At 38.9% G+C, this 22,171-nt stretch carries 19 protein-coding genes and 1 pseudogene; 8 read left to right on the top strand and 12 right to left on the bottom strand.

The window, feature by feature from the left end; all coding sequences use genetic code 11:
- The first annotated feature begins 68 nt into the window (after positions 1-68).
- Positions 69-1,331, top strand: coding sequence for a 3-(3-hydroxy-phenyl)propionate transporter MhpT (mhpT, locus tag NDN11_RS08930; RefSeq protein WP_251111450.1), 1,263 nt, complete (start codon positions 69-71; stop codon positions 1,329-1,331).
- A 58-nt stretch (positions 1,332-1,389) separates the two neighbouring features.
- Here the strand turns inward: mhpT and NDN11_RS08935 are convergent, their stop codons facing one another.
- Both NDN11_RS08935 and NDN11_RS08940 read right to left on the bottom strand, forming a co-directional pair.
- Complete coding sequence (locus tag NDN11_RS08935) at positions 1,390-1,821, bottom strand: SRPBCC family protein (protein ID WP_005188446.1); 432 nt, start codon at positions 1,819-1,821, stop codon at positions 1,390-1,392.
- A 163-nt stretch (positions 1,822-1,984) separates the two neighbouring features.
- Complete coding sequence (locus NDN11_RS08940) at positions 1,985-3,016, bottom strand: AraC family transcriptional regulator (RefSeq protein ID WP_251111451.1); 1,032 nt, start codon at positions 3,014-3,016, stop codon at positions 1,985-1,987.
- 102 nt (positions 3,017-3,118) lie between these two features.
- Here NDN11_RS08940 and NDN11_RS08945 point away from each other — a divergent pair, with 102 nt between their 5' ends.
- Positions 3,119-4,195, top strand: a complete 1,077-nt coding sequence (locus NDN11_RS08945; protein WP_251111452.1) for an alpha/beta hydrolase — start codon at positions 3,119-3,121, stop codon at positions 4,193-4,195.
- 188 nt (positions 4,196-4,383) lie between these two features.
- Here the strand turns inward: NDN11_RS08945 and cydB are convergent, their stop codons facing one another.
- From cydB to NDN11_RS08960, 3 genes are all read right to left on the bottom strand, one after another.
- The gene (gene cydB / locus NDN11_RS08950; RefSeq protein ID WP_251111453.1) at positions 4,384-5,388 is read right to left on the bottom strand and encodes a cytochrome d ubiquinol oxidase subunit II; all 1,005 of its coding nucleotides are present in this window, start codon (positions 5,386-5,388) and stop codon (positions 4,384-4,386) included.
- A complete protein-coding gene (locus tag NDN11_RS08955) occupies positions 5,381-6,826 on the bottom strand; it encodes a cytochrome ubiquinol oxidase subunit I (protein WP_251111454.1) in 1,446 nt (481 codons plus the stop codon). Before NDN11_RS08955 ends, cydB begins: the two co-directional genes overlap by 8 nt.
- A gap of 144 nt (positions 6,827-6,970) precedes the next feature.
- Positions 6,971-7,417 carry a DUF2946 family protein gene (locus NDN11_RS08960; RefSeq protein WP_167247846.1) on the bottom strand — a complete coding sequence of 149 codons (447 nt, stop codon included), beginning with the start codon at positions 7,415-7,417 and terminating at the stop codon, positions 6,971-6,973.
- Positions 7,418-7,759: 342 nt separating this feature from the next.
- Between NDN11_RS08960 and NDN11_RS08965 the strand changes: the two are divergent.
- Positions 7,760-8,169, top strand: a pseudogene (locus NDN11_RS08965) (hypothetical protein).
- Positions 8,170-8,236: 67 nt separating this feature from the next.
- Here NDN11_RS08965 and NDN11_RS08970 read toward each other — a convergent pair.
- Positions 8,237-8,845 (bottom strand): TetR/AcrR family transcriptional regulator, encoded by a 609-nt coding sequence (locus tag NDN11_RS08970; RefSeq protein ID WP_251111455.1) that lies wholly within the window; start codon positions 8,843-8,845, stop codon positions 8,237-8,239.
- A 245-nt stretch (positions 8,846-9,090) separates the two neighbouring features.
- Between NDN11_RS08970 and NDN11_RS08975 the strand changes: the two genes are divergently transcribed.
- Both NDN11_RS08975 and NDN11_RS08980 read left to right on the top strand, forming a co-directional pair.
- On the top strand, positions 9,091-10,104 hold the full coding sequence (locus NDN11_RS08975) for an MBL fold metallo-hydrolase (protein ID WP_251111456.1): 1,014 nt from the start codon (positions 9,091-9,093) through the stop codon (positions 10,102-10,104).
- A 19-nt stretch (positions 10,105-10,123) separates the two neighbouring features.
- A complete protein-coding gene (locus NDN11_RS08980) occupies positions 10,124-10,495 on the top strand; it encodes a hypothetical protein (protein ID WP_251111457.1) in 372 nt (123 codons plus the stop codon).
- Positions 10,496-10,589: 94 nt separating this feature from the next.
- Here the strand turns inward: NDN11_RS08980 and NDN11_RS08985 are convergent, their stop codons facing one another.
- From NDN11_RS08985 to NDN11_RS09005, 5 genes are all read right to left on the bottom strand, one after another.
- Positions 10,590-11,435, bottom strand: coding sequence for a siderophore-interacting protein (locus NDN11_RS08985; RefSeq protein WP_251109389.1), 846 nt, complete (start codon positions 11,433-11,435; stop codon positions 10,590-10,592).
- 139 nt (positions 11,436-11,574) lie between these two features.
- Complete coding sequence (locus tag NDN11_RS08990; protein WP_251109390.1) at positions 11,575-13,086, bottom strand: hypothetical protein; 1,512 nt, start codon at positions 13,084-13,086, stop codon at positions 11,575-11,577.
- Positions 13,087-13,450: 364 nt separating this feature from the next.
- On the bottom strand, positions 13,451-14,041 hold the full coding sequence (locus tag NDN11_RS08995; protein WP_251111523.1) for a hypothetical protein: 591 nt from the start codon (positions 14,039-14,041) through the stop codon (positions 13,451-13,453).
- 155 nt (positions 14,042-14,196) lie between these two features.
- Positions 14,197-15,045, bottom strand: coding sequence for a glutathione-dependent disulfide-bond oxidoreductase (gene yghU / locus NDN11_RS09000; protein ID WP_251109391.1), 849 nt, complete (start codon positions 15,043-15,045; stop codon positions 14,197-14,199).
- A gap of 108 nt (positions 15,046-15,153) precedes the next feature.
- The gene (locus tag NDN11_RS09005; RefSeq protein ID WP_251111524.1) at positions 15,154-16,065 is read right to left on the bottom strand and encodes a LysR family transcriptional regulator; all 912 of its coding nucleotides are present in this window, start codon (positions 16,063-16,065) and stop codon (positions 15,154-15,156) included.
- A gap of 110 nt (positions 16,066-16,175) precedes the next feature.
- Between NDN11_RS09005 and NDN11_RS09010 the strand changes: the two genes are divergently transcribed.
- Both NDN11_RS09010 and NDN11_RS09015 read left to right on the top strand, forming a co-directional pair.
- Positions 16,176-16,607, top strand: coding sequence for a CidA/LrgA family protein (locus tag NDN11_RS09010; protein WP_251109392.1), 432 nt, complete (start codon positions 16,176-16,178; stop codon positions 16,605-16,607).
- Positions 16,608-16,618: 11 nt separating this feature from the next.
- Positions 16,619-17,308: an LrgB family protein gene (locus NDN11_RS09015; RefSeq protein ID WP_251109393.1), complete on the top strand. Its 690-nt coding sequence runs from the start codon at positions 16,619-16,621 to the stop codon at positions 17,306-17,308.
- Between the two features lie 88 nt (positions 17,309-17,396).
- Here NDN11_RS09015 and NDN11_RS09020 read toward each other — a convergent pair whose 3' ends face one another.
- A complete protein-coding gene (locus NDN11_RS09020; RefSeq protein WP_251109394.1) occupies positions 17,397-19,625 on the bottom strand; it encodes a TonB-dependent receptor in 2,229 nt (742 codons plus the stop codon).
- A 253-nt stretch (positions 19,626-19,878) separates the two neighbouring features.
- On the opposite strand from NDN11_RS09020, the gene NDN11_RS09025 reads away from it, so the two are divergent.
- Positions 19,879-22,086 carry a TonB-dependent siderophore receptor gene (locus tag NDN11_RS09025; RefSeq protein ID WP_251109395.1) on the top strand — a complete coding sequence of 736 codons (2,208 nt, stop codon included), beginning with the start codon at positions 19,879-19,881 and terminating at the stop codon, positions 22,084-22,086.
- Positions 22,087-22,171: the final 85 nt, after the last annotated feature.

The raw sequence follows: 22,171 nt of genomic DNA on the forward strand, positions 1-22,171 counted from the left end.
AGGATATTTAAATCTATATTTGGCATTTTAGATAGATAAACTGGAAGAATCAAAAAGGGAAGATAACAATGTTAAAAGAGACCAATATAGAGGCAGGTGCTTCAAAACAAGCAATCGTGATTACACTCATCCTATGTTTCATTTTTGCCATTATTGAAGGATTTGATCTGCAATCTATGGGTGTTGCTGCACCGCGGATGAAAGCAGAAATGTTGTTAAACAGTGCCGAGATGGGTTGGGTGTTCAGTGCCGCGGTTCTAGGCACATTACCCGGTGCACTGATCGCTGGGCGAATTGCAGATTCGATTGGGCGCAAAAAAGTATTTATCACTTCGATTGCAATTTTTGGCTTGATGTCGTTACTGACTCCATTTACCAAAGATTTGAACTCCTTACTATTCGTTCGCTTTCTGACGGGTCTAGGCATGGGTGGGGCGTTGCCCATTGTCATTACCATGGTTTCTGAAGCAGTACCTGAAAAGTATAAAGCCACAGCTGTCAGTGCGATGTATTGTGGTATGCCGATTGGCGGTGTTTTGACATCCGTGGTTGCTTTATCTCTGACAGCAGATCATGAATGGCGGCATATCTTTTACATTGGCGGGATTGCACCTCTAATTCTGGTTCCTATTCTTATTTTATTTTTACCTGAATCAAAAGCTTATTTGAATAAAACGGCTCAAGTCAGAACACAAAAGCAAAGTGTATTGAATGTACTTTTTGCCAAACCACGTGTGGTGGTGACTTCCACGCTTTGGCTCAGTTTTTTTGGTACTTTGCTGGTTTTAGCATTGTTCCAAAACTGGTTGCCGACCTTAATCTCGGGACTGGGACTCAATAAGCAACAGGCCAGTTATATTCAGATTGGCTTTAATTTGGGTGGTTCTATCGGTGTATTGATTTTAGGTTTGATGTTGGATCGACTGAATAAATTCTTTATCGTTGCAAGTGTTTATGCAGGCATTTTGGTTTCATTGATTGGTCTGGCTTATTCCAATAGCGCGTCGAGTTTTATTTTGTTTGCTACATGTTGTGGGATGTTCGTGATTGGTTGCCAGTCAATTTTATACACCTTGGCAGCCAAATATTATCCTACTGAAATGCGGGGAACGGGAGTCGGGGCTGCTGTTGCTGTAGGACGCTTAGGTGCTTTTTCAGGGCCTTTAGTGGCAGGCTATCTACTCGGAACAGGGCAAAGTGAGATTGTTGTAATTGCCTCTAGTATTCCTATGATCTTATTGGCAGCAATCTCGGCATTAATTTTACTACGCAAGCCAGAGCATTCAATTACTCGGAAAGAACCTTTAGGCACGGTGACATCTTCACTTTAAACATAGCATAAACCTTGACGGTATAAAGTAAACCGTCAAGGAAAGTACCTAAACAGCATTAAAATTTCAATTTTTTCAGACCACGGTTGATACCGTTTTGTAGTGCCGCCTTAATAATTGGACCAATCAAAGGAACACGGCCTTTAAAGCTAATGGTGTAATCCAGTCGAGTGCGATCACCGCCTAGATCAGTAAATTTCATAACACCACGATGCGCTTTAATTGGACTAATACCACTGGTAATCGCATATTCAATTAATTCATTTTCTTGGTAAACCAAGTTGGTTTCAACAAATGAAGGTGCTAAAGGAATCGAAAGTTTACGCGCAGAGCCCACGCCATTTCGAGCATCTTTACCATTATTAATGCGGGTGATTTTTGCAGGTGCAAAAATCTTGTTGAGATTTTCATGTTCACTGAGAACTGCAAAGACCTTATCTATCGGTGCATTGAATTCTTGTATTATCTTGACCTGTTGTGTTTTTAACATATTGGAACCCTTCCAAATAAATTGACATAGTGTATTGTCAGTATCTGGATGTTAGCATGCTTTATGTGCCTCCTGAATTCTCCTTTGTCGGAAATTCGCATGCTTTTTTATACAACTCCGTCATGTCGATTTTCAGATTGAGCATGATACAAAAGATCTTATTCTAGTTGATTATTCGCTTTTGGAATTGGCTTGGCGCGATGCCTGTCCAGCGTTTATAAGCTTGGGAAAACGTAGATAAATCAGAGAAACCTAGATGTTCTGCGACCTGTGTTAGCGTTAGATTTCCTGATAGAAGGTCATTGGCACGCTGATGTAATGCTTCATTTTGAATCTGCCTAAAGGTGGTATTTTCTTCTTGTAAGCGTCTTTTTAACGTCCTTTCACTACTATGTAATCGATCTGCGATATGATTAAGCTTGAGTAATGTGCCTGTCGGGGCATTCATTAGAAAGTCACGAACGATCATGGTCGTCGTTAAGGTGGTATGACGCTGACGAATCAGCTCCTTACATAAGCGTTCACACATCGCTGCCGTGTTCGGATTCGCATGAGGCATTTGCGTGTTTAATTGAGCTGCATTGAACTTTAAGACATTGTTTTTTTGATTAAATATAATCGCTGTCCCTAGATATTGTTCAGGGAGCTGTAAGAATAAATGTTGCGGTGCTGAATATTGTAGATGAAACGCATCCAACTGAAATGAATCTTCATAAATATCCCGGATAACTCTTGCAGTTGCAGCCATTGCCCGTTCAACCACAAAGCGTTGCAAGGCGCTAGTGAGACCAGCAGGTTCAGTAAAGCTGATGATGCATTGTGGATTTTCTTGATGAAAATTAATCTTAACAAAGGTATAGGTGAGTGGCAGGTAGTGTTGTACCAGTTTCATGGCATCTAAGCCTGTGGCACTGCTCATTAGGGCATAACCTAAAATGCCATATGTCGTAAGCTGGTGCTTAAAGCCAGCCAATAAGCCCAAACCTGCTGTATGAGGTGATAATAATTCAATAAGATGATTGATGACACTGATCTCTTCATCTGGTGTGACAACACCATTGACATCATTTAATCTGCTTAGATTCAGTCCCGTTCCTGTCAATACGTTGTGTGGTGTGATGCCGAGTTGTTCACCTAACTCGATTAATAACTGCACACTTGATGGTGCTCTGAGGTAGTCTTGGAACTCAAACACTGATTGGCCTAAAAACTAAAACTGATGTCCCAATCTAGCATGGTTGATTTAAATCCTGAAGCCTAATATTTGTTTATTCGATATGAATGTGTAAGGCAAAACATGAATACAGTTCAGCAGAAGAATTCAGCCATTAGAGTGTCTAAGTTTCTCAACAAACTCGGTATTACTACACTAATGGCATGTGCAATCAGTACGACATCCGCAAAAGAAATAAAAGTTGGAGACTCAAACATGGGCTATGAAAATCAAATTGCTTGGCAGCAAATCGAACAATTTCTTCCTCAACAATTCCATATTCCAAAAGATCAATTACCGAAGGAAGAATGGTGGGCATGGAAAGGTAATAATGTCCATTTAGATACTTATCGGAATCCGAATGCAAAAATTAAAGTCATTCTATTTCATGGTGTGGGTACCAATGGTCGTCAAATGTCGATGATTTTGGGTAAACCATTGGCTGACCGAGGTTATGAAACGATTGCTGTTGATATGCCAGGTTATGGTATGACTCAAGTCGGTAAAGGAAATGTGATCCGATATGATGATTGGGTACAGGCAGGAAGTGACTTGATTGATCTAGAATTGACCAAAGATAATCGCCCAATTGTACTTTATGGTTTGAGTGCTGGTGGAATGCTAACTTACCATGTGGCGGCCAAGAATAAAAAAGTAAAGGCAATTGTAGGAATGACCTTTCTTGATACAAGCGATCAAGTAGTGAAAGATACAGTTGCGAGTAATTTGTTCATGAGCCGTGTCGGAACACCGATTACTCATTGGACAGCGAAAACACCTTTGGCATCGATGCGGGTTCCGATGAGTTGGGCCAGCAAAATGAGCACTTTGGTGAATAATAAAGAGGCTTTAAAAGTGTTTATGAAGGATAAAACCTCGGCTGGGAACTCCGTTTCTCTGACATTTTTAGACTCTTATATTCACTATAAACCCGAGGTGGTAGCAGAAGATTTTGATGTGAGTCCAATTTTATTGACTCAACCTGCCCAAGACCGTTGGACACCGCTTGATTTAAGTACGCCATTTTTGAGCCGTATCCATAAAGTGCCTGTTAAAACCGTGATGTTAGAAAATGCAGGGCATTATCCTTTAGAACAGCCAGGACTAACCCAAATGGTCGATGCGATTGATCAGTTTTACCAAACCACGGTTAACAAATAGAAATAGGTGACACCTAAAAAAGACTATACCTCGGTATAGTCTTTTTTATGAAAGCAAAGAAAACTCAGTTTAGTAAGCGAGTTTTAACAATACTCGAAAGAACATTGCAATCGCCAATAAACCTAAAAATCCAGCGAGCCAAAGTACGATAAACCATTGTGTTTTAGATAGTTTCATTACACTGCCTCCTAGTGATAACCCGTATCTCCAACCCGTACTTTATCTCTAAACACCCAGTACGACAGGATGGTATAGCCGATAATGATTGGGATTAGAATCACTGCACCGACCAAGGCAAACTTCTGACTAGAATGTGGTGCAGCAGCTTCCCAAATCGTGACCGATGGTGGAATGATATTCGGCCAGAGGCTGATTACAAAACCAGTAAACGCCAAGAATACTAAGGCTAAGGTAAAGATAAAGGGTTTAAAGTCTTGACGTTGTTTACATGCTTTTAAAATCAAGAATGTAAATAGCAGTACCAAAACTGGTACAGGGCTAAAATACAGCAGATTCGGCAAGGCAAACCAACGCGCTGCAATTTCAGGATGGGTCAGTGGTGTGTATAAACTAACGCCCGCAAAGACCACAAACAAAACAATGATCAGTTTAGGCATCAGTGCATACATTTGATCTTGTAGTTCATGATCGGTTTTCATAATCAACCAGCCACAACCGAGCGCTGCATACATGGCAACTACACCCAACCCCGTAAATAAGGCGAAAGGAGTGAACCAATCTAAACCTGAACCTGAGAAAATACCATTGGTGGTTTGGATGCCTTGAATATAAGCGCCTAAAATCACGCCTTGCAGGAAGCTGGATAGAATTGAACCCCAGATAAAGGCTTGATCCCATAAATGCTTGGTGCGATTGGCCTTAAAACGGAATTCAAAGGCAACACCACGAAAAATTAGGGCAATCACCATTAAGGTAATCGGCATATATAAGGCTGAAAGAACGGTTGAATAGACCAATGGGAAGGCCGCAAACAAGCCTGCACCACCGAGTACCATCCATGTTTCATTACCATCCCACACGGGTGCAACGGTATTCATCATCACATCACGTTCTTCGCGACTTTTGATGAATGGAAACAGAATTCCGATCCCGAGATCAAAACCATCCAGAATGACATAAATCAATACACCGAGACCGATAATGCCGACCCAAATCAGAGATAAATCAATCATGGTGTTTCTCCTCTTTGGTCTGGTCTTGTTTGTCAATGCTTTCATCGACCGCACTTAAAGGACGCATAGGGGTTTTAAAATGTCCATGGCCTGCTGGCTCAAGATCAACAGCCTCAACAAATTGCGGGCCTTTATGCATCAGTTTCAGCATGTAATAGATCCCGATGCCAAATACAACACAGTACACCACCACAAAAATAATCAGGGTGAGACCAACTTGTTCGGCTGAAACAGGGGAAAGAGCATCTTTAGTCCGCATCACGCCATACACCACCCAAGGTTGACGACCAACTTCGGTGGTAAACCAACCTGCCAGTACAGCTATAAACCCTGATGGCCCCATGACTAAAGCAAAGCGATGAAACCATTTACTTTCAAACAGCTTACCTGTTTTTCTGAGCCAAGCACCTGTGAAGGCAAGTAAAACCATGAGCATACCTAAGCCAACCATGACACGGAAACTCCAGAATACAATGGTTGAGTTTGGTCGATCTTCTGGGGCAAAGTCTTTTAAGCCTTTGACTGTACCATTCATAGAGTGAGTCAAGATCAGACTGCCTAAATTTGGAATCGCGATTGCGTATTTGGTACGTTCTTCTTGCATATCAGGAACACCAAATAAGTACAGTGGCATACCTTCGTCATAATTGGTTTCCCAATGACCTTCCATTGCGGCAAGTTTTGCAGGTTGATGTTCCAAAGTATTTAGACCATGTGCATCACCAACAAATACCTGTAAAGGTGCCAAGACAAGAATGAGCCACATCGCCATAGAGAATGAGGTCTTGACCAAGGCATCACGGCGGCCTTTGAGTAAATGCCATGCAGCTGTTGCAGCAACCAATAGTGCAGCAACCATAAATGCTGCTATCGCCATATGCACCAGTCGGTATGGGAAAGAAGGATTAAAGACGATCGCCCACCAATCGGTTGGCACAATAATGCCATTTTCAATGCTAAAACCTTGAGGTGTTTGCATCCAACTGTTGGAGGAAAGAATCCAGAACATGGAGATACAAGTACCAATCGCAACCATTAAGGTGGCAAAGAAATGGGCCTTGGGACTGACACGTCCCCAACCAAACAGCATGATGCCCAAGAAGCCGGCTTCTAAGAAAAATGCACTCAATACCTCATAGGTGAGTAGAGGCCCTGTAACACTTCCAGCAATACGGGAGAATTCACTCCAGTTAGTACCAAACTGGTAACTCATCACCACGCCTGAAACCACGCCCATACCAAAGGCAACTGCAAAGATTTTAACCCAATACTTAAACAGGTCTTTATAAATTGGATCTTTAGTCCGTAACCAACGCCATTCTAAAACCGCCAAGAAGCTGGCCAATCCGATGGAGATGGCAGGAAAAATAATATGAAAAGAAACAGTAAAGGCAAATTGTATTCGTGCCAGTTCGAGAGCAGTAAACCCTAAAGTCATGATTGCACCTCATCTTGTTGTTGATGAGATAAATCGAGGGCCGAAACAGTCTCTACCCAGTTAAGCGTATGATTAGAAATAGAAAACATGACTATAATCTCTTGAATATAAGTTTTTCAAAACTAAAAAGTTTTGAGCTTCAAGTCAGAATGATAGTAATGGAGGAGGTGCTCGACCCTGAGGAGTGAGAAAGAGTTGCTGAAGCTGAAAGAAAACATGGAAATAGTTTTCAATAAAAGCCAGAAAACGAACCTGAATTCGGACTAGAATTTGCTTTAGATCGACATCTGGTAACGGCAGTACATGGCTGTACACCACGCAGTATTGACACTGATGGTTTGCGTCATGGTGATGATGGTGACTTGCCGATGTTTTAACTTCAGCTGAAAAAGCTTGATGCTCATCTACAGTATCATGCTGAGCAGAAAGATGATGATTATGGAGAGGAGAGGTAGAATGGTGGTCTTGCAATAAAACTTGGGCAATAGTCTCACATACTGGAGAAACTTGATATTTCTCTGGCAGTAATGGCTGTAAGAACACAGCGATTTGTAAAAAGATTGCATAGAATCCAAGCAATCTTCCAAGCATCAACACCCGATTGATCTCTTTCTGGAAATCATTGGTAAAATACTATAGCAAAGAAATCTTTTTTTGAAAGATATAATTAAATTAATTTAATAAACCATGATGCCTTTATGTTGGAAAGTTTATATATTTCAATATTATAAGCATTATCTCTGAATCAGCTATCATTTAAATTTACTTTATAATGGTAATAATATTTAGATAGCATAGATATTTTAAGCAAATAAATAGTTCATATTTGCTCTTATTTCTTATTGAAAAGACCGCAGATCTATCAAGCCTTTCATTTATTAGCGAATAAAAAATAGCTAACATGTTAGAAACTTGAAAATATAGATGATCAGAATGAAAAAAGGCTTAAAGCTAGATCATGACACACTATTTATGCGGTTATTCTTCAAATCTTCATCGGAAGTGACCGATGAAGAAGTGGAATACTACCGTGAATATCCTGACCAAATTGATGAAGTCACCGCCCCAATCAATATCCATAAATTTTTTCTCTGGGCTGGCGCATGTTTAGGTGTAGCTATTGTTGCAATTGCAAAGTTCCTTAAATATTCTCAGGTGCATTGAGCTTTTTATCAGAAGGTATTCTTGAATTTGTGATCGATATCATTTACGAAAGTGGTATCGCGCTCATTGGTGCAGCTGTAACCGCTTATATGCTTGGTGTTGTGCTGAATAAGCAACAAGATAATGCTGCAAAGTGGCGTGAAGAAATTCGCCGAAGAATAAAAAATAGCACAGGATAATAAATGATAGTGTGATCTGAGTGGGGGCAAACGGAAATCAATTTTTGCTTAGACTGCTTCCCACTTTCTAGGCTTTGGTTAGATAATTATAGATCGACTGAATAATCGCATTTCTCAATACCTGTGGTGCGATATTGACGGGTGTTTCAAGCACTGCAGCGTGGATTAAAGATTCTAACAATTGGAGAATCATCCAAACCATAAGCACTGTATCTTTTTCTACGATTTCATCTTGATGTAATTCGACCAAGCGAAAAATTTCCTGTCGAATTCCTGTTTCATCTTCAACCCGATTGATATCAAAAAATGGGAGTTTCTTTTCAAGTAATTGATGTAATTCTGGTTCAAAAGAATGCGCTGCAATGACAGCATCGACTAAGGATTCAATTCTTTGTTTTAAGGTTTGTGCATTTTGATGATCAATCACAGTTCGAAGTAAATCATGAATGTGTTGGGTATGTTTTTTATGTAGTGCAACAATTAAAGCATCTTTATTGGGAAAATACTGATACAGAGAACCAATACTAATACCTGCTCGTTCTGCGACTAAATTGGTATTAAATTTTGCATAATCCATCTCTTTCAAAATTTCAGCTGCACTTTGTAATATCGCATCTACAGTCACTTTCGAACGACCTTGGCGGGGCATTTTTCTGGGTTTAAAGGCTGTTTTCATTTGAATAAATCAGACAGAGTAAATGTGAGCATTAACTCACTTTTTGTAAACGCTTGCAATCTTATCGCTATGACAAAATATGAGTAATAACTGAATTATTCTCAAAAAAATAAGAGAATTTATTCATAACCTATTCATTTAAATAAATTAAAGTACAGTACTGCGAATGCGAGTATCTAATGTGAGCTTTTGCTCATATTATGAATCTACCGTATCACTTCTTCAAATTATTGAGGAAAAAAGCAATGAAGATCAAACTCTCCCTCGCATTTTCACTCATGGTATTGAGTAGCTTTCATGTCTATGCAAATAGCAATGTTGCAGAAAGTAGCATTCAGTATCAACTGACTGCAGCACCTATTGTTCAGGTTGAAAAGAAGCAACTTATTGCAGCTGGAGTCTGGTTAATTCCTGATCCATATATTAACTATGTGCCTAATATTGGGATCATTGAAGGCAAAGATGCGATCTTAGTAATTGATACGGGTATGGGCATGCAAAACGGCCGACATGTTTATCAAGTCGCAAAAGATATCGCTAAAAATAGAAAAATTTATCTCACAACCACACATTTTCATCCAGAACATCAATTTGGTGCTGCTGAATTTAAAGATGCGACCTATATCATCAATCAAAAACAAGAGCATGAGCTAAAAGATAAAGGCGCAAATTATCTTCAGATGTTTCGAGCATTTGGGCAGATCGAAAAAAAAGCGCTTGAAAAGGTGGTGATTCGTAATGCAGATAAAACCTATAGCAAGCGAACAGTAGTTGATTTAGGTGGTCGATTGGTCACTTTGCAGGAAATGCCAGCACATACACGAGGAGATCAGATTATTTATGATCAAACGTCAGGCACAGTTTTTATGGGCGATCTGTATGAAAAAAACTTTTATCCGATTATGCCTGATGCTGACGCGAAAGGGAGTGAATGGATCAAGGTGATTCAACAGACAATTGAAATGAAACCGAAAATTGTTGTACCTGGTCATGGCAGGCTTTCAACAATACAAGATCTACAAGCATTTAAACAGCATATGCTTCGGGTGAAATCTTTAGTCAAACAGCACATTGCATTAGGACTTAATCAGGATCAAATCATTCAAACAATTTCGCCAACGATCTATAGAGAATATCCAGATTGGAATAACCGAGTTTTTCTGCCATTCCAAATTGCAAACTTTTATGCGGAGTTAACGCAGCAAGCAATTGTGCTGCCAAGCTTAGTCAAAGAATTACAGTCTGATCCAACTCAATAACTTTCTTTAGGAGTATGACATGGAATTAAATTTAGAAAATTTTCCTACGGTGGAAATAACACATCAGCATCAGGGCAGTTTGATTGATTTTATTGAGCAGTTAGATCAGCTATTACAAAAGCAGCAAGCTTTTGTGTTAGTTCGGCATTTGCAGTCCAAGTTTAACGAACCATCGCCATCACAAGAGCAATGGAAACAAGCGATTCAGTGGATCAAGGCCCATACACAAGCATTATCGATTGTAAAAGGATGGATTGAAATTACAGAAATGGAGATTGAAGAAAGCTATTTACTCCGTGATCAGAAAGTCTGGAAAATCCCTTTTTATAAAGCACACAACCTGGACGAAGCTTTGCAAATCAGTCACCGACTATTGAATACTGCCGTATGAAAATCAAAAAGAATCCAATGTTACTGAGCATTGGATTACTAATTTATCTACACAAGCTTGTATGGATATCTTTAAAAAAAAACAGCTTTTGAAATTAGACTGGCATATCTAGGTCATCAAATGTTTCTAGTGTTTTTCCTGCTTCCAAATGTTTCTGATAATATTCCAGCCGAACTTGATCTAAAATCGTACTTGAAAGACCAACATTCCAATAACCTGTCACCTGTACATCTTTTTTAGGCAGTGATTTTTCCTCTAAAAAGAATTGTCGAATCGCTCGTGCTTCATTCCGTTCGCACGCCACCCAAACACTTATATTATTTGTTTTTTTAAATTGATAAGCTGCTTTAAGTAACAAGCCCATTTTCCCTGCTTGGTCTTGTCGTTCTCTTTGCAGTAAATGTATTTGGACATTTTCTTGATTTGGAAGATAGTTACAAATATTGGCATCGTGGCTTTCGATAAAAATATCTGCACTTAGATTATTTTGCCAATGTTGCAAGATTGAATAAAGGGCAGGCAGGGCAGTTTCATCGGCAAACATCACGATGTGCTTATCTGCCTCAAAATCTGGGACAAAGTGCGGTCTTGGTCCGATCAGTTGAGTTGTTGTTCCGACTTGTGCTTTATGGATCCATTGCATTGCAGGACTTTCATCTTCATGTTCGATCAGGTCAATTTCAACTTCGGAGTGATTGCGATTAAATGAGCGAATGGTGTAAACACGAGTTAAATTCTCAGCAACTTCGAGACGTACAGCTAAATTGGGTTTATCCCACATATCTGGCTGATCTGTATTAATTTTAGCATGAACTCTTAGAATGCTAGGGAATGGTCTTGAAATTGCAGTAATTGTCATCTCGGTCTGTTCGAGATTTCGCATATGATCTTTTTGTTTGAGTATATTGTTATCGTTTGAGGTCATTTTTTGCGTAGTCATTGTCAATTTACTCATCATAATTAAGTGAAATTTCATTAATTATGCATGATAATGATAATTACTTGCAATAACTTGTGTGTAATATAAAAGCGAGAAGATGCGCTATGCATTTTATCGCTGTGCTTAAAATTTTTTTTTGTCAGAGCTTTTCTCTTATCCAGCCATATGCAGCTGCAAACGGCAAGGCGGTTCTCGCCAAGTAAGGTACATGCCATAAGCCACCATGGTTTGCATTTTCCATGATTAACTCTAATGGATGATTTAGTTGTTTACTTGGATTGGTTGCACTTTCTGGATTATTTAAATCATGTACCCAAAGTGCAGCCATAATGGCATTGGTTGTCTCAGGACTAAATGTTTCTACTTTAAATAAATCCGCACCCGCAAAGGCTGCTTTGAGAATTGGATTTTTAACCACGGAGTGGGTTGTTGTAGAAGGGGCAATATTGATGACTGTCTTTTGGCCACGTGCGCGACTGCGTATTGCAAACCATTGCTGTAGGCGCTTAGCAAGAGCATAGTTCGGTCCTTGTTCAATGACCATACAATCGGAGATGCCGTATTGTTGACCATTATCAGATTGAATTAACTGCTTTGCATTTGGTTTAAAGAAGTTAGTCAAGGAAATATTGTGAATGGATTTAGTTACTAGTTTTTCCAAAACTGGACGTTGTTGGATCTTTTCTTGTATTGAATTCACTACAGATTTTGGAATCGCATAAATATCAGTAGGCGTCAGCATAAACATGATACTACTGTCCGCTTTCTGTTTGCTCACTTGCTCCATAATGCTAATCATGGCGATTGAAACACGGACATGTTTCTCACCATCTAAATAAGCAATACCTGCCAGATCTAAGGTTTCTGTAAAGGTATTCAGCCAATTCGCAATTTCTGGGGTTTGAGTCAATAAGTTCGCACCTAGCTGTTTTTCTTTATTGGCTAAGCTAATCTGTGGCGCAATTAATGTCGCGTTACCTTGCTGAACTGTTTGAGTAATTTTTTCCCATATTTGAGGATTTGGTAAATCAATCGCAATAATATTGGCGCGCCATTTTGCTAACCAACTGAGGGGACCTGCTTCAGAAGCCGCACCGAACAACACCATCGTCCGTGAAGATAGATCAAACCATTCTGGATGGGCTTGAAGTAGGCGCAATGCTTTTGCATGGCTAGGTTCGATAACTTTCTGATTTTCCCAACGATCTATTTGTTCGAGTAATGCTTGTCCCTGTAATTTTTCTCCATTGAAAGGAATATACCAAGGTTCAATAGCAGAACTCCCCATACCCTTTAAAACATAGCGATCAAAAGGTTGGTTTTCAATATCAGACATGGCCTGTTCTAAGGTCGATTTTTGACCAGCTCGGTTAAAGGTGAAGAGACTTTTAGCTGTATCTAGACCACTCTGAGCAATGAGTAATGGATAATGTACGGAGCTGATTCCTGTTTTAACAAGTTCTTGAAAGTAAGCTGGATATTTTTTTCTCCAATTTTTTTCATTTTTAAGTTGTGGAGCTAATGGCGAATTCACACTGCTCAATGCGGCATATAAAATCTTTTTTGCTGTATTTGTTGTACTGGGAGTCTGCTTGCCAGATTGAATTGGAAATTGTATCCCATCATTTTTAGACTGTAATCTATTACTCAACTCACTGCTCCCATCTATTGAATACAGACATCCTAGGTTAGGATGCTTCTATGCTTTATCCATTCTATATTTCAGAATAAAGCCAAAGTCTGAAATACAAAATAGCGAAAATAGCGCAATTGATTGACTTTTTTGAATGGTGAAAATGTCTTAAGAAAATTGACAAAAATCGTAAAAACTCTGTTTATACAACTTGTTATGATGAAATCTATGTTTTTATATTGATTACATTGATAGGTAAAATATTACTTTATACATACTTAAGTAGCTTTAATGAATAACTGAGCAGCAGTCTGATCAGCATTTTAGAGCAACAAGTAATAGTAACAATGCGCAGTGCTACCATCATCCCATTCAAAGCGAATTAGGGGGATGCAGCCATTGTGTTGGCACAATTATTTTTCGCATACTCAACAAATTGCTCTGATCCCATTGTCTCAGCTTTCACTTTACAGCGATATATCACCCCATACATTGGATGTTTTTGCGTATTGGTCATATAGAAGTTTTTAACATGCATAAAAGAATAATAATGGAATGGGGTCGTGTTCTCATCGCCATCATAGACATATTGAGTTCCGGTATAATGTATACGCAAAGCTTTGGTTTGGTTCATCAATTCATCTAAACTATCCATGACTTCATGGGTACACACTTCGAATGCTTTGGCTTCATTTTTATCAAGATTTTTTAAATAATCACCAGCACATTGTCTGATATACGCTTCATAAATAACACCTTGCTCTTTTTTAACCGAAAAATACTGATATTTTTGATCTGCAAGTGTTTTTGTTAGATTTTTTTGAAGAAATTCACTGCCATTGATTGTAATTGATGATTCTTGTGAATCTTTATTTAACAAAAGTGCTAAGTTTTTTGCCAAACAATTTGATGAACTTAGCGTTAAACAAACAATTAAAGCTATACCGCGATAACAAAATTGAGCTGGGATCATGTAAATACCTTTAAACACATCCATTGTTTGTATTTCTCTCAACATAGAAACGATCAATCACGACATTCAAGATTTTTGCTATTTTTCTATGTGACCAATTATAAAATTCTTATGTTAGCGAACTAACATAAGAATTTAGCTATAAACCATTATGATCAAAGTTTATCTTGAGTTTTGGTTTCAAAATCACTTGCATCATGGCGTTCATGCAATTGGGTTGCTAAGTCTCCGAAAGTACGATTGACCATTCGACCTCGCTGTACGGCAGGGCGCGCTAAAATCTTATCGGCCCAACGTTGTACATGTTTATATTGATCTACAGCTAGGAATTCATCAGCATTATAAACCCAACCTTTGACAATGCTGCCGTACCACGGAAAAGCAGCAATATCCGCAATGCTATATTCTGTGCCAGCCAAGTATTCATGTTTAGCTAAATGCTGATCTAGAACATCTAATAGACGCTTGGTTTCCATAGCAAAGCGGTTAATTGCATATTCAATTTTTACAGGCGCATAAGCATAGAAATGCCCTAAACCACCGCCGAGGTATGGTGCACTTCCCATTTGCCAAAATAACCAATTTAGGCATTCAGTACGTGCGGCTAGATCGGTAGGAATAAAGGCTTTAAATTTTTCAGCCAAATAGAGCAGAATCGAGCCCGATTCAAAAACACGTATTGGCGGAGTTTGACTATGATCAACTAATGCTGGAATTTTAGAGTTCGGGTTAATTTCCACGAAGCCACTGCTGAATTGTTGTCCTTCACCAATTTTAATTAACCAAGCATCATATTCAGCATCTTGATGGCCTAAGGCTAACAGCTCCTCAAGCAGGATCGTCACTTTCTGACCATTCGGTGTTGCCAAGGAATACAGTTGAAGAGGATGTTTACCAATTGGTAATGTATGTTCAAAGCGGCTGCCCGAGGTAGGTTGATTTAAATCAGATTTTTCTCCAGTCCATTGCCAAACTTGTGGTGGTATATAGTTTGATTCACTCATTGTTATTTGCCATATGATCAACAGATATTTCTAGTCTAGGCGAGCTGATTCAGGATTGGGTAGCTTTTTTGTGCTAAAGCTTTATCTGTTTTTATGCGAATTTTATTACTAAAATCTTGGTTGGATCGTCTGAAAATGTTGACGGATAACCTCAAGCCAAGCCTGTACAGCTGGTGATATCGGAAGATTCTGTTTCCATGCCATAACTAAATGCCACTGAATATTAGGCTTTTCCAATGGTATTGCTGCAAATAAATTGGGATCAAGCATGTCGGTATAATATCGTGGCAGTAGAGCAATACCCATACGTTGTAACACCATATCCGCCAGTAAATTCCATTGACTGGTACGACAAGCGATACTCGGATAGAAGCCATACTGTTGGCAAGCATCAAGAATAATACTGTTCAGCGAAAAATTTTCAGGAAACATTAAAAAGGATTGATGTTGTAGCTCTTCCAGATTTATTTTTTTTCGTGTTGACCAAGCTGCATCGCGTCGCAATAGAACCATTAATGGGTAATCACATAATTCAATACTATTAAAAGTCTGGCGATCGAAAGGCTGCAATAACACACCAACGTCCAGCTCATTGTTGAGTAGAGCTTGTTCTATTCCTTTAGAACCCACTTCAAGAAAGGAAAGCTCGATATCTGGCCATTGTTGGTGATAATCAAACAGGGCTGTGGTGAGTAGTTGCGAACCGAGTGGTGGAACACCGAGTTTTAAGGTGCCTGTTTTTAATTGTTGATAATTTTCGATTTCCAGAAAGATATTTTGTTCTGCCTGTAATAATCCTACCGCATGTTGATAAACACGCTGCCCAATTTCAGTCAGTTCCACCTGTCTTTTACGACCATATTCAGGTTTTACAAAGAGTTGTACCTGAAGTTGTTGTTCAAGCTGTTGTAGCGTTTTACTAATTGTAGGTTGAGTAAGACATAAATCTTCTGCAGTACGGGTAAAACTTTTGGTTTTTACCAATGTAACAAAGCATTGTAACGATTTGAGTGAAAGCATAATCAAACTAAAATTATTCCATTTGAGCATAATTTTAACATGAATAATTCATATTATATGACTTGTGGCTAGATAAGATAATCATGTTGTTCACCATTTAATTTCTTAAAATGAGTACCGAAGCTGTTTCAAAATCTCTCCCACAAAATTCACTGTTGGCATTAGTTAAACAAATCTTGATTCTCGCTGCGTTTTGGTTGGCGGGTTATGTCTTAAATCAAAAGTTCGGTATTCCTGTTTCAGCAGGGATATTGGGAATGTTTTTATTGCTTTTTAGCTTACTCTTTAAAATTATCAAGATGGATCAAGTTGCCATGGGTGCTACATTTGTCTTAGATGAGCTATTGCTGTTTTTTATTCCCGTCGTGGTGGCAGTGGTGCAATACAAAAATCTGTTTATGACCGAAGGATGGCAAATTGTATTGAGTATTGCGGTTGGTACTGTTTCGGTCATGTTAAGTACATGCTTAACTATTCATTACTACAACCGTTTCAAGAATTTTCTACAAGCACGAAAACACTTTCAACAGAAGCATAGCTAAAGGTCATCCGTATGAACATTTGGTCAATTGTTTGTTTGATCTGGACTTTAATTGCATATGTGTTGGCAAAACGTGTATATCAACAATATCCTCAATTATGGTTATCTCCAGCGATTAGTGTGCCTGTACTTACGATTATCTTGATGATGATTTTCGGCATTTCATATCAGACCTATGCGCAAGATACTCAGTGGATTGTGAATTTACTCGGGCCTGCAACCGTCGCCTTCGGCGTGCCGATTTATCGCTATCGGGAAACGATCCGTAAAAACCTAGGCGTTCTATCAGTTGCGATTATTGTCGGAATGAGTGTTGGCGTAATATCCGCGTATGAAATGGCAAAGTTATTTCATTTTAGTCCTGAAGTAACCAATAGCCTAATGGCACGTTCCATTTCAACACCTTTTGCCATGATTTTAGCTGAAGATATTCATGGTTCCGCTGCTTTGGTTTCGCTATTTACTGTAATTACAGGTTTGGTTGGGATGGTTTGTGGAGACGCAATTTTAGCCATCACCAAAATTCGCTCAAATGTGGCAAATGGTGCAGCATTTGGTAATGCAGCACACGGTTTTGGAACGGTGAGGGCGCAACAACGTAATAGCGAGGAAGGGGTGATTGCAAGTCTGACGATGGTGATCGCTGGAATTTTGATGGTTTTGATTGGACCATTTGCTATTCATTTATGGTTATTAATATAGATTGAGATTTATATCATCATTTTATCTCTAATAGGAATGAAGTAAGTCAGTAACAACGGCTATGGCAGCTATTACTGACTTATTTTGTTTACCACTTATGACTATAAGATACTTTAAGTGTTACACCATTCGCGACCAAATGGCTGGTATTGTTACTATTTCTCATGAGTTGACTATAGAGTGGGTAGTACTGCTTATTAAATATATTTTCTAAGCCAATCGTCATGGTGTCTTTTTTATTCAGTGCGAAACTACTGAGTAAGTCTGCGGTTGCGTATGACTTCACATCATAACGACCAAAACTATTTATGCCATTCAAGCGGTAATCTTCTGCACCGAAATAAGTCGCTTGTAGACGGTTAGTCCATGTATCTGTTGGACTATAAGAGATATATCCCGTGAGTTTTAATGGTGGAATACGATAACCTGTCATGTCTTGTTCAGCACTACTATTCTGTGGTGTCTCACGACCTTTCATCCACGTGACGCTACCACCAGTTCCCCATACTTTAGCATCGTCAAGATAGTCGAGAGTCGCTTCAACACCTGTTACTTTTTCTTTAGTTCGAGTAAGTATGAGTCCATTATAAAAGGCTTGGACAACACCAAGATCCGAGGTGGAATGGAACACTGCAAAACTAGAGCTAAAGTTACCAAAATGACCATTCCAGCCTAATTCATAATTATCGACTTTTATTGGCTCTAAAAATGAAGTGGCTAAGTTAAAGTCTACGGTGGCATTTCGAATCACAATACCAACATCAGGTAATTGAAAACCTTGGTTAAATGCAGCATAAATTGAGTGCTCATCATTTGGTGAAAAGCTAAGATTAGCGTTGTATAGCCAAGCATCTGCTTTAACTTTTCCACCTTGAACCGTATATGGATTTGGCTTACCTAATTGAGATAAAGGAACAAAGCTATCAATTTCTGCATAACTGTCTTCGTAACGCGTACCAACCTCAGCTGCCCATTGATCATTGAAACGGTGCTTTAATTGCGCAAATCCACCGATACTTTGAGTGGTGAGTTCTGGTAAATAAATCAGTTTTCCATTTTTGACAAATTCCAGACCACCAGACTGATCATAAATTTTGGGATCAAAAGTATCTAATGGCATTTCACTTTTTTCACGGCTAAAGTCACCGCCCCAAACAATTGAGGTATCACCTAGGAACTCAAGTGGCGTATTGACTGTTAAACGGCTGCCCAATACGTTATTCTCTTGGTATACCTGATCCACTTGCCCACCGCGAGTTGCTACTTTGCGGGCATCAAATGGAGCAAAGCGTGTAAAGAAATCTCGATAATAGACTTGAGCATCAATTTTATTTCCAAAAAAATCTTTATTGGAATAGGTTAAATTGTAAATTTGATTTTCATTTTTATTTTGGTCTTTTAATTTCAGACCCTTAATTGCTTTAGCAGGGGCAGTACCAGCAGGGAGTAGAGCAACACTCGGGTCAGAGGCATAATCTGAGTCTTGTTCAGCATTATAATAATTTGCTGCAAATTGAAGGTACTGATTATCATCGATATGGTAGCCAAGCTTAGCGCCTATACTATAGGCATCAGCATCAAAAAGATCGCCTTGACTTGGTTCAGGAGCTACACGTCTCCCTCTCGCATCATATGGACTACCAATATGTTGATAACCAAAATCTAATGCATAATCAAAATTATTTAAACTGCCAGAGAAATATTGGTGAATATCTCCACTCAAAGCATCTGAACGGATATTGGTTAAGCCACTTTGCAGCCCAATCACTGTTTTTGCAGTAGGTTCACCACCAGCTGCTTTGGTTGTTATCGAAATAGTTCCACCAGCTGCACCACTGCCATAAATTGCATTACTGCCACGTATCACTTCTATACTTCTAATACTTTGAGGATCAATGGCTGAAATTCCTCGTGAGGTATCTCGAGTTAAATTCATTGGAACGCCATCGACTAAGATCAGTGCATTACGACCACGTAAAGTTTGTCCGTAATCTGTAATGGTACGACTTGAATCAGATAAACCTGGAACTATTTTAGCGAGTACAGTGGCAATATTTCCAGAAGAGGAGTTTTTCAGAAGTTCAATTTGTTTTTCATCTAGTTTGGTAACTTGCTTCGCTGAGGAAGACAGTTCATCTGTACGTGATGCAGTAATTGTAATGGTCGGAAGTACATCTGAGCTTTTTTCAGAATTCGCAGTTTCTGTAGGAGATGCAGCAAAAGATGTGTTGGATAACAAGATGAATCCACTGATTGATAAAAGTGGAATAATATTTCTTATTTCATTTTTCTGGTTAAACAGTTTATCTTTTTTCATCTTATTTCCTTTTATCTCACCCTGAGATTACTTTTGAATTGACGGGATTATAATTGAGAATGATTCTATTTAAAATGTAAAAGCTTATACTCAACTCAAGCAACAAACATTTCTTCAATTGTTTTGTGTCAAAAAAATTATAAGAAAACTAAGATATGGTGCAGAACATGCTTGTTCAATTCCAGAAAATTGTGAATACTCAAGCCCGTAAAATTCATGCTGAAAAATTATCTTCTGGGGTTAGGCAAAGACTGTGAAAACGTATCCATTTTCTCGTTTACAAAAAGCATTATTGGCGGTTGGTTCTTTTTCATGTCTCGGGCTAAGTTCCGTATCAGTTTATGCTGAAACTGAAGCTGATACACCACGCTTAGCACCTATCACAGTAAAGGCCCAGACAGCAGGGGGGATTTATTATCAACCGACTGTTAATTTATCGGGTTTTACTCAACAGAATCTTGCTGAAATCCCAGCATCTATCAGTACAGTAACAGCGGAAAGAATTGCAGATCAACATGCAAAAACACTATCAGATATCGTTAAAAATGATGCAGCAGTTGGTGATGGATATGCACCTATTGGTTATTATCCAAATTTTGTTATGCGTGGTTTTGCTTTGAATTTAGGTTCAAGTTACTTATTAAATGGTAATTTGTTACGGGGTGAGCAAAATGTTGCACTTGAAAATAAAGAACAGGTTGAAATTTTAAAGGGTATTAGTGCCATTCAAAGTGGGATGTCTACACCCGCTGGTGTGGTTAACTATGTGACTAAACGGCCTAAAGATATTCGTTCTCTTACATTGGAAACAGATAATAATGGTGGTAATCGTGTAGCCGCAGACTTAGGTGGTTTACTTGGCGCAGATCAGCAATTTGGCTATCGGGTTAATCTCGCCAAAGAAGAAATCCATCCTTATGTAGAGCATGCTAATGGACAACGTTGGTTTGGTTCACTGGCTTTGGATTGGAAAATTTCAGATCGCTCAAAACTTGAATTTGATCTTGAAACTCAACGTCAACGTCAGCGCTCTGTACCTGGTTACCAATTGCTTGATGGCAAAAAAGTACCTACAGATGTTGAGTGGGATCGTTTATTGGGGCATCAAAGCTGGGGTAAACCTGTAATTAATGAGAGTCTGAATACTGGTTTAAAGTATAGCTACCAAGTCAATGATGATTGGACTGCAAACTTTTCAGCATCACAAAGTCGTGTAGTGGTTGATGATTATTCTGCATTTGCTTGGGGTTGTTATAGCGATGTATGCCAAACTAAGGGCAATTACTTTGACCAAAATGGTAACTATGACATTTATGAGTTTCGTAGCCCTGATGACAGCTATCTAACCAACCAATTTAAAGCAGGATTAAACGGAAAATTTAACACGGGATCATGGCAACACAAGCTTAGTTTAGAGTTATCCCAAAGCTATAAACGCCATACGCAATATGATGCTATCTTTCAACTTGCATCTGAGGCTCCTCAATCCACAGGTAATATTTATGAGGATCCTGCTACCTACATACCAAGCGAAAAAGCTTTAGCTAATCATTACAAGTCATTAAACAGTCAACAAACAGCCCTTAATTTGATTGATCAGATTGATTTTAACAACAACTGGTCAGTTTTAGCAGGTGGTAAACTTTTGCATTTAAATGAGGATGCTTATGATGCTGAAGGCAATAAAATTAGAGATACTGATTTTAATCGCTTCTTGCCACAATTTGCATTGATGTACCAACCTTGGGAACGCACTCATATATATGCGTCATATGCCAAAGGTTTAAGTGATGGTACTCAAGCACCTGCTTATGCTGTAGGTAATCCAGATAAAGGTATTGAAGGCAATGCTTATGCTACTTTGGCTCCTATGCATTCAACCCAGTATGAATTAGGGATTAAACAGCAGTGGCAAAACTTACTTTTAACTGCAGCCTTGTTTGATTTAAAACAAGATAACCAATATACCAATTCAGACAACTATTATGTAGCTGATGGTGAACGACATAATTTTGGCCTCGAACTTGGTGTACAAGGCCGTTTAAGTCAAAACATTGATATTACATCAACTTTAGCACTGACACGTTCACGTCTGAAAGATATACAGGTTGAGGCATATAAAGGGCATCAAACTCAAAATACACCTACTGTGCGTTTCGCAAATTATGTGTCTTATCAACTACCGCAAGTGGATGGCTTACGTTTATTAGCAGGTATGCAGTACAGTAGCAGTAAATATGCGGAGAAAACAGGTACAGTAAAAGTGTCTGGTTATAGCGTATTTAATGTCGGAGCAGCTTATAATTTCCGTGCTTATGGTTATGACAACACGTTGAGATTCAACGTAGATAACTTATTCAACAAGAAATATTGGCGAGATGTTGGTAGTTTTGCTGGGGACGATTATTTATTCCTTGGCGCACCACGCACGGCACAGTTGTCATGGAATATACGCTTCTAATCGATAAAACTAATTTTTTTGATTTCTACATTTTTTGTCGATCAAAAATAGCCCTAGAGATTTGTACTAAGCGATGAATCACAAA

This window comes from Acinetobacter sp. C26M (assembly GCF_023702675.1).
Lineage (GTDB): Bacteria > Pseudomonadota > Gammaproteobacteria > Pseudomonadales > Moraxellaceae > Acinetobacter.